We start from the raw sequence: 17484 nt of genomic DNA on the forward strand, positions 1-17484 counted from the left end.
ACTTACCCCTGAATTTACAGGGGTAAGTATCGAGCCAAAGAAAATGAACTTAAATCACATAATTGGAATATTACGAGTTCCGCAGGAAACGGGCCTCTCTACTTCCCAATTGTCAACACATAATTGTTCGCATGCTAAGCTTCTGCCGGCGAAAACATTGTCGCTTGCGTCGGTCAGACGCAAGCACCCGATGGTCAGGCGGTCTCCAGACGGACCCCGCCGTCGTCGTTGTCCGCCTCGCGGCTCGCGCGCCTTGCTTCATGATCCTCGATGAACACAGGGACGGCGGCGGCCCTCAGCGGCACGCTGATATAATGCCCTTGCGCTTGCTGGCAGTTCACCTTCAGCCACCCGTACTGCTCCGGTGTTTCGACCCCTTCGGCCGTAATAACCATCCCGAGGGTCTTGCCGAGACTGATGACCGTGCGGACGATGGCTTCCCTCTCGTCCTTCACATTCAGTCCCTCGATAAACGACTTGTCGATCTTGAGCTTGTCGAACTTGAACTTGTGCAGGTATCCGAGCGACGAATAACCGGTTCCGAAATCGTCCAGCGCGATCCTGTGTCCGAGCGCCCTGATCCTTGCGAGGGTCGCAAGGTTGTCTCCGCTGTCGTTGAGGAGAGCGGATTCGGTGATTTCGAGTTCAAGTCTTTTTGGCTCCAGGCCAGCGTCGGACAGAGCCGACTTGATCGTATCGACGAGGGTCGGATCGAAAAACTGCCGGGTCGAGATGTTGACCGCCACCGAAACGTGCGATGGCCATGTAAGAGCCTGCTTGCACGCGGTCCTCATGACCCATGCCCCGACCGGCACGATCAGGCCGCTTTCTTCCATCAGCGGAATGAAAGCGTCGGGAGGGATCAGGCCACGCTCTGGATGGTTCCACCGCAAAAGCGCTTCGAAGCTGCATACCTTGCCCGTCGCGAGGTCTACGAGAGGCTGGTAAAACAGTTCGAATTCGTCGTTTTCCAGCGCGTTTGCGAGGTCCTGTTTCATGCCGTTGCGTTCGACCAGAAGGGTCTCCATGGCCTTCCTGAAGAAAGCGTGACCGCCACGGCCGCTGTTCTTGACCTCGTAAAGGGCGATGTCGGCGTTGCGTAGCAGGATATCGGCGTCGGTTCCGGGGTGCCCAAGCGCGACACCGATACTCGCTCCGATCCGCACGATGCCGTCTTCGAGCTGAATAGGCTTGGTCAGCGCGGTGCCGATGCCCTGCGCCAGAAGGCTGGCCTCCGCCTCGGAGAAATTGCTGATGACGACGGCGAATTCGTCGCCGCCGAGCCTGCAGACGGTTGCCGCGCCATCGACACATTCGAGCAACCGCGCCGAAACGTTCTTCAGCACCTCGTCGCCCACGGGATGGCCGCGCGTATCGTTGATTTCCTTGAAGTGGTCGAGATCGAGTATGAGGATTCCGACGTTGTCGCCGGCTTTCAGCTTCGCGCTCATGGTCCGGTGGAACGAGGTGCGGTTGCCAAGCCCCGTCAGCGGATCGCGCAAGGCGAGGTGTTCGATCTCGAGGCGTGCGACGCGGCGCTCGGAGATGTCGCGGAAGAAGATCGACAGTCCATCGGGTCCCGGAAACACGCGCACGTCCAGCCAGACGTTGCCATACGGGGCTTCGAACTCCGTCGCCAGTCCGAGCAATGCCGCTCTCCTGATCCGGTCACGTTCGGGGAAACCCGTCCCTGTATTGTGGGCCGCCCATAGCATGTCGCCGAGGCGCAATACGCCCCGCCCCGCTGAAAGGGTCGTCCTAGCGTGATCGTTGAAATAGGTCAGCCTCCCGTCGCCGTCGAGCACGATGACGCTGTCGCTGGTGCTTTCGAGTACCGCCGACACCCTGCGACGTCCCTCGGCCGCGACTTCGCTCAATGCTTGGTGACTATCGATGATCGAGCGTTCCCGAAGGCCCGTGACCGCCGCGAAAAGCAGGCCGAGAGCGATGGAGAAGCCGACGTAGAAGGGATTGTAACCGAACGCTCCGCATACGCTGCCCGAGATCATGAAGATGAGAATTGCAGCGCCCGGGATGGATGCCATCGCCGTTTGCGAATAGACCCTCTTCGCCTGACGATGCGTTTCCGCTCTCTTGTCGATGCAGAGATGTTCGATGGCGGCCCAGATCGACAGGCCGATGGAAGAGACCCAGAGAAACTGCGTGACGCCACCGAGGACATAAGTCCCCCCGATGACTTCCTTCGCGTAGGCCATATCCGCAATGGCTTCGGCTAAGACCGCACCGAGCAAAAGCAACAGCGTGAAGAATTTACGGCCGTGACTGAAAACGGCGATGGAGATCGCTCCGAAAGCGGCGACGCTGAACCAGAGGGCGGGGTAGAGGAACGCCGCCACGGTGGCGAAGTTTCCAAGGACGCCATGACTGATGTGGTCCCTGAGAATGAACAGACACGCGACAGTGATGGCGCAGTACACGAGAACGAAGTTGTAGACGCTGGTTCGCGTCACCTTGCGTGCGACCTCGCCGTACTGGGACATTCCAAGCCCGAAAGCGATCGCCATGAGGAAATAAGCCGCCTCGCGCACGCTTGGGAAGACTTCGTCCTTCCCCGCGATGATCAGGTAGGCTCCGTAGAGATTGCCCGCTAAATAAAGCAGATGGCCGACCGCGAAGCATTTCCACGCTCCCCGGGCGTCCTCGATACCGCGACGCGCCGCGATCACGCTCAGCGCGGCGGCGATCATTAAACCGACGACCTGGTAGAGGAAAAGCCATCCATCACGGCCTGCTTCGTCGAGCGCCAAGGCATCAGGGCCAAGCTTGAACGAAACAAGGAACGCGACGAAGAACACGGCCCCTCCGATACGACGGATGGCGCTAAAGATGTCCGGACCACGCTCGACCGACGCATCTCGAAGCTTTGTCGCGGTATCCGGAGAAGTCATGCACATCACCCCATTGCATCACGGCGCGTAAACGGCCGCAGTCGTCGTCCCTCTTATCGACCTCGCGCCTTACTTGCAACAGAAACGTGCGCCGTTTTCCACCAGCGTTAATTTCCGCTTAGGAAAAGGACTTTGGAGTAGAAATCGAGACCCCGCTCGCTTGAGCCTAGCGCGCAAACAAAGACTTCAACCGACTAAGACCGTTGCGGAGTCTGGATATTGGATCACCACCTGGAAAAGACGACATCGCCTCCGACGCGCACGGTTTTCGGTATCTTCCTTATCTCGGTGCCTCGTACCGTCAGCTTGCCGCGCACCGACAGGTCCTCCGGCAACGCGGTGATAGGCGTGTCGCGGATGAAAAGATCGCCTGCCACCACCATGCGGTACGGAAGGCTTTTCAGCTTCTTGTTCTCCGACAGCCTCAAGCACCCGTGGCAGCGGAAGCCGTCCTCGATCTTGCTGACGTCCGAACCCGACAGATCGATGTCTCCCATGAACCCGTGCCTCGCCGGCATGACGCCAAGCTGCGTCCAAGACAGGTCGGCTGGCCCGACGATGGACATTCCCGATATACCGCGGCGGACGTGCGCCCGGATGTCCAGTTCCGAAAGGGATATCCCGCTCTCGACGAGCAACTTCCTCGGCCAGGCTTCGAGCAGCTCTTCGTTGACGTTCTCGATCGCTCTCAGCGTCACTCCTTCCGGCAGATCGCCAGCGAAATGGACGCCTCCCTGAGGATCGAGCAGGAGATGGTTGATGCCCGTCCTGCGCTTCTGCCAGTAGCCATGACGCAGGAAGAACGGCCGCATAATCTCCGAGTAAACCGCTTTCGGTATGGTATTCGCCTTGCCCCATACCTGGATCAGCCTGTTGGTCTCCACGTTGATCTCGACGGTGACATGCGGCTCGTTCCGGTGGTCCCTCAGCGAGAGGATAGCCATGCCTGGATCGTTCAGCATGGCGTCATACGCCCCGTCGCCGACGCAGTGCTGCATGAAGTCGCTCTCGCGGTCTAGCGCGGAAGGTGTCTTCAGCTGGACAATTCGCCACCCCTCCCCGAAATCCATGAACATTCGCTCTTCGTCGGGGTCGAGCGCCACGACCTTCTGTCGGCTCGCTTGCCGCTTCTTGCTCCATGTATCGGCCTCCTTCGCGAGCGCGTCGATGGTGCCGCATTTCATCACCTTGCCCGGGCGTCCAAGGCCATCCGTTTTCGAAAGCCAATGGGCGTCCTCGACCACGGACGCGACAAGCCAGTCCATGATGTGTCTGATCTTGTCCGCGTCGGTCGCGACAGTCTTGCGGAACCAGTCGTCGTCGGTCGAGGTCTTGAGGTAGACACGGCGTATCGAGCAGTCGAACAGCGCGCGGACCTTGTCGATCGCAGCCTGCTCCATTCCCCTGAGCCGGGACAACTGCTCATCCCGAATGCGCGCCACCAGTTTTTCCGTGAAGTCCTTGTTCTTGCCCGCCATTCCATTCTCCGCCTCAAGCGGAAAAGGTTAGGCCCATGGCTCTGACCACGTCAAAAAGACGCAGCCCGCCGGTGGATTTGGGCGGGCTGCGTCTTGGTATGGCCGAGAAGGTCCGTCAACCGAGCTGATTTCTTTGCGAAAAGTCCATCACCAGGCCGTCGTGGACGCGCCAGAAGCCCTCTCGATAGGCCTCCGCTTCGCGCTTGCTCCGTATTCTGCAGGCAACCCCTTCGCTGCCATTGTTGTATCCGGCAGGCACCTCCTCGGCCAGCGACCGTTCCAAAAACTCGGTCGTGTTGGCCCAGTGCATGAACATGGATTCCATGTTCTCTTTGCTTGGATCGGCCTCCGCCTTTTCCAAGGCATCGCGGAAATTGAGCCACTCGATGACGACCGGCCTTTTGAAACCCTTGAGGTCCGCATGTCCGAGGATGTCGTTGAGCGACCGCTTCGCCGCTTCAAGCCCCTGTCGGGTCGGATCGCTGAGAAGCGTCTCGTCGAAGACCTCGAGGCTAAACGTCGGGAGGTCACGCATGGTCCATTGTCGGCGATGTTCGTTCCGCCCCTCCTGTTCCTGCTGTGCGCGGCGGAGCGCCTCGGCGGCGCACGCCTCCTCCAGCATGCACATGAAGCTGTGCGTCTGGTCTACCGGCATGATGGAGGCTACCCCCTTCGGGCTGCGCTCGCCTTCAGGCTCGAAAACGATCCCGACCTTCGGGGGAGCGTGAAACAAGTCGGCGAACAGTCTCGGCTCTGGACACCGTTCCCAAACCTCGCCGTTGACGACAACGAGATTCTCCAGCGCGGCCGCGATGGTTTCCAGTGTCGTTTCCCTCTCGTCCGTGACGGTTGCGCGGGTGTTTTCTTCGCTTTCGATGTAGCGGACGATCTGGTCCCGCCTGTCGGGGAGCGGCGTCTGGCCTTCTCCGTTTCGAAGGAAGTAGGACGGAACCAAACTCCCGATCGTACGCAGGTTCACACGGTCGGAGCCATCGTCGATCGGAAAATAACTGGCAGACTGGATCGACAGTTTTGGACGGTAGAACTGGCCGTCCATTTTCCTGACCTCGATGAGATAGGGAATGCCCTCCGGCGAGAATCCTTCAATATCGCAGACCCGCGGCGCTTCGGAGGCGTCGGGAATGTCGAATTCGGCCCACCCGCCCTTGTGGCAAGGGGCAATCTCGCCGTTTTCGATCGACGTGGCCGAGTAGAGGAAAGGGAATGTGACGCGCATCGTGTGTCTCCTGGTCGAACCAGGATTAATCCCGGTATCGACAAGGCACAACATGGGAACCGCTGGTCCATTCGGAAACTACGGTTACTCGTGTCTCATGGAGAAGGCAGCTTCGGCCCCGTGATTGGGCGGGCCGACCTTACAGCCTCGTCGAACGCGTCCACGGCATCGACAAGGCGTTCGTCCAACGGGGATTCGCTGCCCCTCAGCCTGATGCGCATGGCCAATCCTGCCGCCTCCTCGTAGACGTCGGATAGGTCGGCCGCCTCCGCGTTGAAGCCTTCTCGTACCAGTTCGACCATCGAATCCAGCGCGTCGGCCAGTTCGGCCTCCCTTGGCCGGGAAGCTTTTGGAGTCCTGACTTGGTCCGGCCGCAGCAGGCTGTAACCACCTATCTTGAAGACCGCGCCACCAAGCTCCGATTTCTCGTCGGACAGAACGATCGTATTGCCTCCCGCCTCGAGAACTGCGCGGCACAAATGCAGGCCAATCCCCGCCGATCCCCTGCCGGAGATGCTCGGGTCGAAGACGCTGTCACCCATCCCCGGCCTAACACCCGGCCCGTTGTCCGCTACGATGACAATGTCTTTCCTCTTGAGGACAGGCGTACTCGTGTCCGTCTCCTCGTCATAATCCTCGCCCATGTATTCGACCGTCTGTACGTCGAAACGGACCACGGCCGGCTTCTTTCCCGCATTGTAAGCCCACTGGTAACCGTTGCGGACGAGGTTGCTGAAGACCGACAACAATGCCCGGCTCTCTGCCGCGAAATCGGACTTCAGAAAAGCATCGGTCGTCTCGATCACGAGGTCGCCGTTGCCAAGCGCCCGGGTGAATTCATGCTTGACCATCTCGATCGCCTGCGCGGCTTTAGGATAGTAGCCGCTCGTCGACTGTTTAAACCGGCTTAGGAAGCTGAAATCGTCGTCGAGCCGCTTCACAGTCCACTTCAGCCCCGCGACCCTCTTGTCCTGCGGATAGGTCGAGGCGAAATGCTCTGCGTCGTAACGAAGCGCCGAGAGGAGGCCGTTCGTTTCGTGCATGGTCATCTCGGTGGCGAGACCGGCCAGCGCCCATTTCGTCAGAAGGCCTATCTTCGCCCGTTCGCGATTCAACTGGTTTTCGCTATAGAGGACGAGTTCCTCCGGGGTCGCGTCGACACCTGCGAACACGGCGTCGTCTCCGAGCGGGACGTAGTCGTCGTCGAGGGCGGTCATCGTAGTGGCAAGCCCGCGCTCGATACGCAAGTCGCGGCGATTGCGCCTCAATTTGAGCGCTGCTTTTCTCAATCGTTCCATGTCCCAATCCCCGGTTTTACCCAACGTGGCGTTCGAGACCGCGAAAAACAAGTCCTCCCGCTGGTTCCTCGCTTGTCGGTGCCGCATGCTCCAATGAACGCCGGGTCTTCGATTTCGGCTTCCCACAATACCTCCGGCGGGCGACAATCTCGCGGAGAGAAACGGAGACTTCGATGGCCATCGAATACAAGGTCAACCTGCATCGCGTCAGGAACGAACTGAAAGAGGGCGACCTCGTGATCGTCAACCTCGACAAGCATCGCTGGGTCGGCGAATACCGCACTGCGGAAACATCGCTTGGCCGTGTGATCAAGGGCGGCAAGAACAACGTCGAAATCGAAGTCGCCGACCTCGGTGTGCTGAAGGGAGAACGCCCCGGCTATCATTCGTCGAGCCTCGACCTCAAATATCCGAACAGGGAATTTCTTGTCTACGCCGTCAACCAGTTGCGGACCAACGACGAGAAGATCGTGTACGAGTATCTCGACCGACTCAAAGCCGTCGAAAATCTCAGTTCGGCCGCCTTCCACGTCACCGCGATCAACGAGAACGGCATCTACGGACGGCTGATCGGGCAAAACGACCTGTCGCTGAAGTCCGATCAGAGCGAGTTCACCACATCGGACGAGTTCGACGGGTCTAGCATCCAGATCGCCACGCAGGGTGCCGCAGAGATCACCGATGTCTTTCCCGCGCGGATCGAAAATCTGCGCAAGTCTCTCGCTCAAGTTACGCCGGTTCCGGACGTAAAGGCGGGAGACATCCTGATCGCACGCCATTTCGGCTTCACGTTCGAAGACGGGACGCCTTTCGTGCGCCTGCTGGACATTGCCGTCATCGGCAATGCGGAAAACACGGCCGACGCCGTTGCCTTCCTCGGCCTTGACGACCTCCCGGTCGAACCGAACCACGGCTTCGCCTCGACCCTGTCCAGCGCGTCGCAGATCAACCGCGACTACGAGATCGCCCGCTCGAGGACCGAACCGTCCACCGCACTCGTGCTGTTCTACAAAGACGGCGATGAAATTCGGAACCACACTTTGGGGTCTTCCGGCTACACCGCATACGTCTGCGACGACCTCAACATCTACTTCGATGGCCAAGTGCACGAACCCGGCCTCTACACAATTCACGACCTGGCCATCCGGGGCTACCAGTCCCACGACGGTGAATGGGATGCCGACCTCGAGGGCGACTTTCGTGCCGCGACGCCGGAAGACGTGGAGCGCCTGTTCGGCACGGAAGCCATCGATAGCGAGATCGTCGCGATCCTCGAAACCGACGAAGACCCAACGGGCATCGCAGAGCGTTACATGGAAATGGCTCGTCAGGCCGTTTTCGATGAGAAATTCGGCACCGAGCATATGGTTTTCGCGCGCCACCGAATGGGTGTCCCAGCCATCGACGCCCGCCCGGTCCCGGCAGAGGATATTCTGAACCCGGCCTCGATCGACGCTTTCCTCACCGAACACATGTCCGCCATCGAGCCAGAAATCCTTCGCGAGCAGATCGTGGCCGCCATGAAAACGGAAATCCTCGATCGAGGTCGCGTCTTTGAAGAGGTCGCCCCCACCGACGAAGAGGCCGAAGCGTTCGCCTCCCGTAAGACTTGGCAGTCCCGAGGCAAGACCGTCGTCTTCGTTCCAGATGACGCACTGATCGCCGATACGCGAGCCGTCGTGGCTGCCGTTTCCGCGAATGCCGCCGCCCTCGTGAGGAAAATCGAAGCCGGGGCGAACTACTCCCGCTCCCCGTCCATCAGACATCTCATGGGCAAGCTCGTTCAGCCCCTGGTGGCCGATGGTCTCAAGCCGTTCTCCAAGGCGCGGAACGTCGATGGAGAGTGGCTCTTCGTCGGAAAGCACAAACGCGAAGTGACGCTGGCACTTGTAGTCGATGGAGTTCACCTCGCGACGCTCGTGTCCTCCGGCGAGAAATCACGCCTTCTGACCCGCTTCGGCATGGGATTGACGAATTCGAGTTACGACGTGGCGACCTCGATCCGCCGCCATGTCTCGGTCGACAACCAACTGCGCGACGCCGACAGGGCCATCGCCGAGATCGAGGCGCGCCGTGAGGTGTACGGCGACTATTTCCAGCCTGTTGCGGACGGCGTCCATGAGCTACACACGAGCACGATCCACATCGTCGACGGCGTGATGCATCGGGAAGACGGTCCGGCCATGGTTCGAAGGCCGCGCTTTGTCGGCGATGACGCTTACGAGGAGTATCGCTTCCGAGGCAATCTCCACCGCGACGACGGTCCTGCTCTCGTCTTGGGGGACCAGTCCGTGTGGTACCGCCATGGCCTCGAGCATCGCGTCGACGGCCCGTCGGCCCTCATCGGTCAGGAGCGGGAATACCGACAGTACGACCGTCTCCACCGCGACGGCGGTCCGGCGATCGAAAGCCCTGGCCTCACGGGATGGTATCGCCATGGGAAGGAGCATCGCGAGGATGGGCCGGCGTTGATCTACAGGAGTTCACAGCACCATTACCGCGGCGGTCTTCTGCATCGTGTGGGTGAACCTGCGATCGAGACGGACAACGGGTTCGATGCCTACTACCAGAACGGCCGCCTCCACAATCCCCATGGCCCGGCGGCCGTCTACGCCGATGAAACGGTCTATGCCATCGACGGAGAACAGATGACGGAACAGGATCACCAACGCAGGACAGCACGCATTACCGCTTCCGCTGGACCCTCGATCTGATCGACTAGGCCGCCGCCTCCTTGCCATGGAACGCGGCGGCTTTTCCTTTGGCGACTTTCCAGCAAATGACGGCCCAGACGGCCGATCCAAGAATCACGGCGAGATCGACGATCATCATCGGGTCCAGTGACGACAGCGCCGAGAGATCGAACGCCCATGAACCCAGATCGAGCGATGCCGTTTGAGGCATGCGCCGTACTTCTTCTGCCATCAGGAGCGTGTCGTTGCTGGCGATCCATTTGTGGTAGACCATTTTCTCCAGAAGACCCAAGGCTAACGCGGCCGCACCGACGACCGAAAAACCCATCAGGGCGAACCGATAGCCCGCCTTGAACACCGCGATGATCAACAACGACGCGAGCAGTAGCGCCGCATTGGCGGCGTAAAGGCCGACCTCGTCATGGAACTGGAAGACGACCGCGTCAGGTCCCGGCGAGGCAGGCCACTTCGCCAGCATCATGTAAGTCGCTGTCGCCGACCGCGCGAACGCCGCCTGGCCGTAGGTGATGGCGAAGACGACGCAGAGCCACATCGAGAACAGCGCCCACTGTCCCGCCGAGCGGTGGCTTATGCGGAAGAGCTTGTGGTTGCCGAGTCCTGGCATGCGATCGATCCGTCGACGAATGCCACCATCGTCCGATGCCGGCGCAGCAGGGTCAATGTCGCCCTACATTCGTGGGGTTTTTCCCGACGCGGTGTTCTTCGACTTCTCAGGATTGTTGGCGGCTCTGGTTCTTTCCCGGGCCTCGTACAGGTCGGCGATGTCGATGCCGCAGTTTTCTATGTTCGCGTACTCGAACTCGATCTCTTCGACCGTCGTCCATGTGCGCATCTTATCCGCGTCCAGCTCTTTCGTTTTCAGGAGCGACGCGACACCGACCTCGGGTGTCTTCATACGGGTCAGAACCGCTCGCCTGCCCGCGAATACCCATTCGCCCTGTTCGGATACGCTGCCCAGGAACATGTGCAGCGTTCCTTGAATCCACAGCTCGCGAGGCATGACGATGTTGGTGCATCCCTCGCAGGTGAAGTCCCCGTGGACCTTCATCCGCGGCGGCAGCTTCAGCTCCCGCAGGTGGCGGATGTCCATGCTTCCCCGCACGACGATCCCGTCCGGCATGTTTTCGACGGGATGCGGCACCCAGTGTTGATCATAGACAATGGCACCAAGCTGCCCGACACGGATGCCGCGCTCGCGGAACATCGGCGCGAGCATCAGGCCGTACTCAATGGTCGGCGGCTCGTTCTGTTTTCCGTAGCACTGCAGGACGATCGGTCCACGCGCCGGGCGAAGGTCCAGTTCGATGGTGACGTGAGCCTTCCCGAACCTGTCACGCAGCGAAAGGTAATCGTAGTGTTCGGAGCCGACCTTGTGATCGTATGCCCCCTGCCCGACGCAATGCTGCATCTCGCCACTCTCGCGGTCCAACGCCTCAGGGGTCAGCAGGCGGACGACGTGATAACCGTCGTCAAGTTCCGCATAGAGTTCCTCCGCGCCCTCGCGCAGGACGACGGCGCGATTCTTCTGGGAAAACTTGGCCATCGCCTTGTTGGCCTCCGTGACGATCGCCTCGACGGAGCCGAACTTCATCAGCTTCCTCGGTCGGCCACGGGTATCGGTGGCCTTCAACCAGTCCTCATCTGTCAGAACGGCGGCCGTTAGCCAATCGGCGATGTGGGTCGCCTGGCTGGCAGTGATCAGGCTCATCGGGAAGGCTCCGCCAGCGGCCGCATTTTCCAGAACCCTGCCGACCGACAGTTCGAGGAGCCTCAGCACCGTCTCGTCCTCGGTCAGTTTCCAGAGAAAGCTCGCGATGTCCGGTCTTAGCTTCTTCGTCATGGACCGGTCTTTTTTCCGAGGTTGCGTGACATGTTGGCGATCATTCTTTCCATCGGCCGCGGGAACAACTGGTCTCCAAGAGGATGTAACACGTCTCCCCTGACGACCGTATCACTCGCGACCCGCCTCAACCGCGTTCCGTAGCATTTAAGATTGCCTTCGATGACGACACCGTCCGGGAATTCGGTGATTGGCGTCTCAGATATATTCACATCGCCGCGTGCTCGGAACCCCTCTGGCAGCGTCCTTAAATCGCTGCCTTCGAGTCTGAGTTCGCCGTTTGCTTCGAATCCGTCTGGCAAGGCGCGAAGCGACGAATAGGAGGCGTCGAGGCCACGACCTATCGCGATATCGCCGGGAAGCTCGACGACGTCCGTCTTGGAGATGAAAAGCGACCCACCCACCGAGACACCTTTGCCGATCTCCCGGAGCTTCGATTTCGAGGCGTCGAGTTCGACATGGACATGCAAACCATCCGGGATTTTCTCGACCAATGTCCCGTCGATGCTGAGCCGCCCCCAAACCTCGCGAACGGTACCCAAAGACCGAAGGGGAGTGTTGGAAGCGATGATCGACGCGCCGACATAGAGGTTCTCGGGCAGCGTCTCGATGCCTGTCTTGGAAAACGTGAAATGGCCGCCGACGTACAGACCTTCCGGCAGCTTTTTGATCGGATTGCCGCTGACGTCGAGACATCCGTGCACCACCAACCCCTCGGGCAGTTCGGTCAGTCCTGCGCTGATGATGTCCACGTCCTGCTTGACCGTGATGCTCGACGGGTATGACGTGAACTCGGTCTCGGTGATTTCGAGCGATCGGACTGTCAGGCCGTCTGGGAGACGGACATTGGCCGGCATCGTTTTGAGTTTCAGGTCGCGGACAGCCTCTAGGCCGGTCAGGTCGTCAAGCTTCTGGCAGCCTTCGATCAGAAGGTCATTTCGCGATCCGAGGCCTTTCGGCAGCCGCGACACGCTCGATCTTCTGATGCTGATCGAATTTCCCAGTTCGACCGCGTCGGCGATCGCGTCGCATTCCGATGCCCCGACGTATATCTGAAGAGCCCGCAGGATTCGCGGGGTTCCGACCAAGGTGGATTCGCGGACGCGATAGACCTCGGCGACGGTCAGTTCATCCGGCATCCTTGTGATTTCGCACCGCTCGATATGGAGGTCGCCTTTGACCGTCAAATTTCGGGGAAACTCGACCGTCAACCCGATTAGAGAGATTCCGCTGCAGAGAACGACCCCATCCGGCATCGCGGTGATGTCGTGACGTCTTCCATCCACATCGAAAACCCACCTGCTCGTGCGGGATAGCTGCCTCGGCTTCCATCCCATCGCGATCAAGAACGCCGCAAGCCGGTCGATGTACTCGGGAAGGGGTTCTTCGTTCTGCTTGCCCTGCATCTGGGCGTTCGACCCGTCCGCCATGGAGACTTCCATCGTCGCGTGCGGCTTCCCGAAAGGGTCCCGCAGAGAGTAGTAGGCCCATTCGTAGCCGGCCACCTTCGTGTCGTATCCGCCTTGTCCGATACAGTGCTGCATTTCTCCACTCTCGCGGTCGAGAGCTGATGGCGTCAGGAGACGGACCACATACCATCCGTCGTCGAGCTCATGGGCAAGCTCTTCATCTCCGTCCGCGATCCGCAGCCCGCGGCTCTTCTGGGCGAACTTCATCATCGCCTTGTCGGCTTCCCTTGTGATCGCATCCATACTTCCGAACTTCATCAGCTTCTTCGGTCGCCCGTGCTCGTCGACGACCTTCAACCACGGCTCGCCGTTTGTAACGGCGGCGGTTAGCCAATCTCTTATGTGTTCGTGCTCGGGAAGCACCTGGCGATCAATAGCAGTCTCCGTAGACTTCGCCTGGTTGAGCAACACGCGGCCGAGAGAGTAGGCAAGCAGCTTCTGAACGGCGGTGTCGGGTGTCAGTTTGGCAAGCAGGTTGCCCACGATCGTCTTCTGGTGGTCGTAGAACATGCGGATCATCCAATGCCGGGAGCGCTATTTTTCGCCTTCGCCTGCGCAACTGACAACGCCGACCGGATGTGTTGCCCGCCGATAACGGCATGCTCAATGCCGTGCACATCGATCTCTGTGTAAAGGTGGCCGCCTACGCATAGTCCGTGCGGCAAACGGTCGACGTCGCCAAGGACGAGATGGCCTCCAACGTCGAGACCGTTCGCCAATACCAGCGGGCCGCTTCCGCTCAGCTTCAGAAACCCACCGAAAAAGGCGCGGCCGACCTCGCGAAGGGCACCGCATTGACGGGCGCACACGTCGCGGTGGAATTCAGCGTCGGATGGGATGGCGACGATCTCCGAGCGGTCAAAGACCGCGTCTTGCTTGACGACAAGGCGGCTTCCGATGTGCCGAACGCTCGAAGACTTTGCCCTAAGCTGTCTGACAGTTAGGTCGGAAGGCAACGCTTCCAGTTCGTCACAGTCGGAGACGAATAGACTGTCCAGCGTCAATCCGTCCGGCAGCGACCTGCATTTCGAACGGCTGATATCGAGGCTGCCGCCTAGCTTCGCAGTTCCGGGGATTTCCGGGAAAGTGCATCCCCAAGCGGTCAGTCGGGCGCTGACCTCAAGATCGGCAGGAAGCGCCTTTAGAGGAGTGAAGCTGACATCGAGTTCCTTCAGTACCATGCCTTCCGGGAGTTCAGTGATCGCGGCTTCTTGTATTGAGAGCGACGAATAGCCGTAAATAATCTCCGGTAACCGTTCCTGCTCGTATCCTCTGAGACTTAGGAGGCCCGATACCTTGATGGGGTTCTTTAGCTCCAACCAAGGCACCAAACTCAGCGACAGGCTCTCCACGCAATCGAGGTTTCCAAGGTCTCTTATGGCGCACTCCGTGAGGGTTAGGTCCCTATGAACCACCAGCGTGTCAGCGAGCTTCGAGACTGAACAATCGTTTATGGCAACCGATCCTGCTTCGAGGCTGATCGCGATCTCGTCCCATGTGCAATTGGAAACTCGTAACGTTCCGCCGACCTTCAGATCGTCGCACTTGGTGACACCGTCCGTCCGCTCGAGATCGAGATTGCCTGACACGGTGAGTCTGCTTGGCATACGAACGTTGTCCGAGTTCCGGATGGTGAAGTTACCCCTGATCTCGAGCTTCTCCGGAAACGCGATGATCCCCTCGTTCTCGATATAGACATGGCGGTGGATCACGGCCCCGCTCTCGAGATTCCGGAGGTCGACAAAATTGTATTCCTCGTCGATGAATCGCGTCTTGCCGAGATAGACCCTGTCAATCCCGAGGCGCTTTGCCTTCATCATCGGAAGCAGGATGCGGATGTAGCGGTCCTCGGGGTTCTTGTTCTGCTTCCCCTGAAGCTGAACGATCTCTCGTTCACCGGCCGAGACTTCCATCGTCGCGTGGGCATTGCCGGCCGCATCCCTAAGCGAGAAGAACTCGGCCGATCCCTTTGCGAGCGCGTTGTCGTACGCTCCCGCGCCGATGCAATGCTGCATCTGGCCTGATTCCTTGTCGAGTGCCGCTGGCGTAAGCAGGCGGACGACGTAGTAACCGTCCGCGAGCGTCATGACGAGTTCCTCGTCTCCCTCGGCGATCTCCATCACGCCTGCCTTGCGCGCCTCGATGAGCATCGCCTTGTTCGCTTCCTGCATGATCTGCTCGAAGCTGGAGAACTTGAGAAGTTTTTTCGGCCTACCCTGATCGTCGGTGTTGGCGAGCCACGCCGCTTCGTTGACGACGGCCGCCGACAGCCAATCTGTCACGTGCATGACGTCGAGCAACGAGCCGATGCCGTCGTGAATCGGCTTGTGCTGCCTGGCGTTCCTGAGCATCAGCCTGCCGACGCAATAGGTGAGGAGCAGGCGCACCCGTTCGTTGTCCGTCATCTGTTCGACGAATGCCGCGATTTCCGCTTTTTGCCCAGAGGTCGTCATGGGGAAACCGCCATTGTTGCGGCGGCCGCCTGTTGTGCGCGCCAATGCCGCACCTCGTTGTATTTCGACCATCCGCTGTCAATTTCCGGGATATCAGACCGCACGCGATTTCCGATCTCCGCGCATTCCGGGATCGACCGGATATCGGTGCAGGTGATCGTGAGGTCGGAACCGACCACAAGGTTCTCCGGAAGTTCGGCGATTTCGTTGTGGTGAAGGCAGAGCGACCCTCCGACCCGCAAGCCGTATGGCAGGGCGGTGACACAGGAATCTGTCAGGTTAAGATCGCCAGCACATTCGAACCCGTCTGGAAGGGTCTCGATCAACGTTTGCCCGGCGACGATATCTCCCCAGACATCCATGTCCGCAGGTAGCGTCGTGATCGGGTTGCCCGAAATTGCCAGATTTCCTTCAACGACGAGACCGCGACCGATAGACGTCACTTCAGCGCTGTTGGCCTTGATCCTGGCCGCCCTCAGATTGTCGGGAAGATTTCCAAAGCTGCCATTGTCCAACGTCAGGAAACCTCCGACAGTCAGCCCATGTGGCAGCGTGGCGGACGAATAAGCGAGGTCCAGGTCTCCCCTGATCGACTTCGGACCGAAATGCTCCATGGCCAACCCTGTCGCGTGTAGCGAATGCGTGACCAGGCCTCCTGGAACCACGGTGATTTTCGTGCTGGAGATGTTGAGCTTTCCTTTGACGGTCACGGGGGGAAGGAACGCCACCTGCGTGTACGAGATGTCAACGTCGCCGCCGATCTTGGCTGTTCTCGGATATTCCTTGAGACGGGACGAACTCGCGTCAAGCTTGCCGCCGATGCGGATGTTCTCCGGCAGGCTTTCGATCCTCGCTCCCTCAAGGGATAGGCTTCCGGCGACGTACCCCAATCCGGCGAGGCTCTCGATTCCTGTTTTTCCAAGGTCCAGAGAACCATGAAACCTCAGGTAACGCGGCAGCTTGTCCATGGAAGTCTTCCTGAAAGAAACACTGCCGCCCGCCTCGCAGTGAGCGATATCGCCTTCCATCAACACGTCGTAGATCGTCAAATCACCTCCGCTCACAATGCGCGCAGGCGCAGTGAATGGGCGGCATTCCTTGATCGATATCGAACCGTCAGCCTCGACTTCGCTCGGAAAGCCTTCGGGAAACGAGCAGTGCGAAAGATCGATCTCTCCCCGTACGCGCAGTTTTTCCGGCATCTTCAACGCGGCTCTGGACCTCCTGAGATCACCGATGACCTCGGAACATCCAGTGAGGTCCCATGCGTCGACGACCTTGTAGTCGTCGGCGTAAACGTAACGCAGGTCGGTACGGTCTGTTTGAACCAGGTATTCCTCGCGTCTCAGCAACGGGGCGATGGCTTCCAGATACTCTCTGTTCGGCTGTCTGTTCTGCTTCCCCTGCAACTGAATTACCCGACCGCCTTCCACCTCCAGGGTGGCATGGGCTTTCCCGTTGCGATCCCGCAGCGACAGGTACTGGAACCTCCGGTCATGCAGCCGATCATCATACGCCCCGTTGCCGATGCAGTGCTGCATCTCTTTCGACTCCCGATCGAGAGCCGCCGGTGTCAGGAGACGCACGACGTGGAAGCCGTCGTCCAGCGTCATCACCATTTCCTCGTCGCCGTTTCGCAGGGCCACCTCACGGGTCTTCTGGATGTAGCGCAACATCGCCTTGTCGGCTTCCTTGACGATGGCCTCCATCGTCGGAAACTTGAGAAGCTTCTTGGGCCGGCCAAGCTCATCGACATTCGAAAGCCAATGTTCGCGGTTGGCGACCGCGGCCGTTAGCCAGTCTGCGATGTGTCTTCCCGCTTCCTGGTGTTCGGGATGCTCCGTCGGATTGTAGTCGTCTGGCTGGGTGTTATAGAGGACACGACCGACCGAATAGGCAAGCAGTTTCAGCACCCCTGAATCCGTTGACAGGACGCCGATGAAAGCGCCGATTACCGAGTATTTCCTGTTTGGTCTTCGCATGGCGTGTCCCGAATTTTCCTCACTTAGCCATGGGGTCATGCTTTTGGCAACGTCGCTTTGACACCCGTGTGGGGCTGGCCTATCCTTTTCGGAATTTCGGGGGT

At 59.6% G+C, this 17484-nt stretch carries 10 protein-coding genes; 1 reads left to right on the plus strand and 9 read right to left on the minus strand.

The window, feature by feature from the left end:
- Positions 1–194 precede the first annotated feature (194 nt).
- From FHT76_RS06540 to FHT76_RS06555, 4 genes are all read right to left on the minus strand, one after another.
- A complete protein-coding gene (locus FHT76_RS06540) occupies positions 195–2909 on the minus strand; it encodes a bifunctional diguanylate cyclase/phosphodiesterase (protein ID WP_259184977.1) in 2715 nt (904 codons plus the stop codon).
- A 224-nt stretch (positions 2910–3133) separates the two neighbouring features.
- The gene (locus FHT76_RS06545) at positions 3134–4387 is read right to left on the minus strand and encodes a PcfJ domain-containing protein (RefSeq protein WP_259184978.1); all 1254 of its coding nucleotides are present in this window, start codon (positions 4385–4387) and stop codon (positions 3134–3136) included.
- 115 nt (positions 4388–4502) lie between these two features.
- The gene (locus FHT76_RS06550) at positions 4503–5624 is read right to left on the minus strand and encodes a hypothetical protein (protein ID WP_259184980.1); all 1122 of its coding nucleotides are present in this window, start codon (positions 5622–5624) and stop codon (positions 4503–4505) included.
- Between the two features lie 95 nt (positions 5625–5719).
- A complete protein-coding gene (locus FHT76_RS06555; RefSeq protein ID WP_259184982.1) occupies positions 5720–6922 on the minus strand; it encodes an ATP-binding protein in 1203 nt (400 codons plus the stop codon).
- A 173-nt stretch (positions 6923–7095) separates the two neighbouring features.
- Between FHT76_RS06555 and FHT76_RS06560 the strand changes: the two genes are divergently transcribed.
- Entirely contained in the window at positions 7096–9636 is a 2541-nt protein-coding gene (locus FHT76_RS06560) for a hypothetical protein (protein ID WP_259184984.1), read from the plus strand.
- A 4-nt stretch (positions 9637–9640) separates the two neighbouring features.
- On the opposite strand, the gene FHT76_RS06565 is transcribed toward FHT76_RS06560, so the two are convergent.
- The 5 genes from FHT76_RS06565 to FHT76_RS06585 all read right to left on the minus strand — a co-directional run bounded on the left by FHT76_RS06565 (position 9641) and on the right by FHT76_RS06585 (position 17380).
- Entirely contained in the window at positions 9641–10240 is a 600-nt protein-coding gene (locus FHT76_RS06565) for a hypothetical protein (protein ID WP_259184985.1), read from the minus strand.
- 63 nt (positions 10241–10303) lie between these two features.
- Entirely contained in the window at positions 10304–11476 is a 1173-nt protein-coding gene (locus FHT76_RS06570; RefSeq protein ID WP_259184986.1) for a PcfJ domain-containing protein, read from the minus strand.
- Complete coding sequence (locus tag FHT76_RS06575) at positions 11473–13455, minus strand: PcfJ domain-containing protein (protein ID WP_259184987.1); 1983 nt, start codon at positions 13453–13455, stop codon at positions 11473–11475. The genes FHT76_RS06570 and FHT76_RS06575 overlap by 4 nt, the downstream gene beginning before the upstream one ends.
- Positions 13456–13460: 5 nt before the next feature.
- Positions 13461–15398: a PcfJ domain-containing protein gene (locus FHT76_RS06580; RefSeq protein WP_259184988.1), complete on the minus strand. Its 1938-nt coding sequence runs from the start codon at positions 15396–15398 to the stop codon at positions 13461–13463.
- A complete protein-coding gene (locus FHT76_RS06585) occupies positions 15395–17380 on the minus strand; it encodes a PcfJ domain-containing protein (protein ID WP_259184989.1) in 1986 nt (661 codons plus the stop codon). The genes FHT76_RS06580 and FHT76_RS06585 overlap by 4 nt, the downstream gene beginning before the upstream one ends.
- Between the last annotated feature and the right edge of the window lie 104 nt (positions 17381–17484).

This window comes from Rhizobium sp. BK176 (assembly GCF_024808055.1).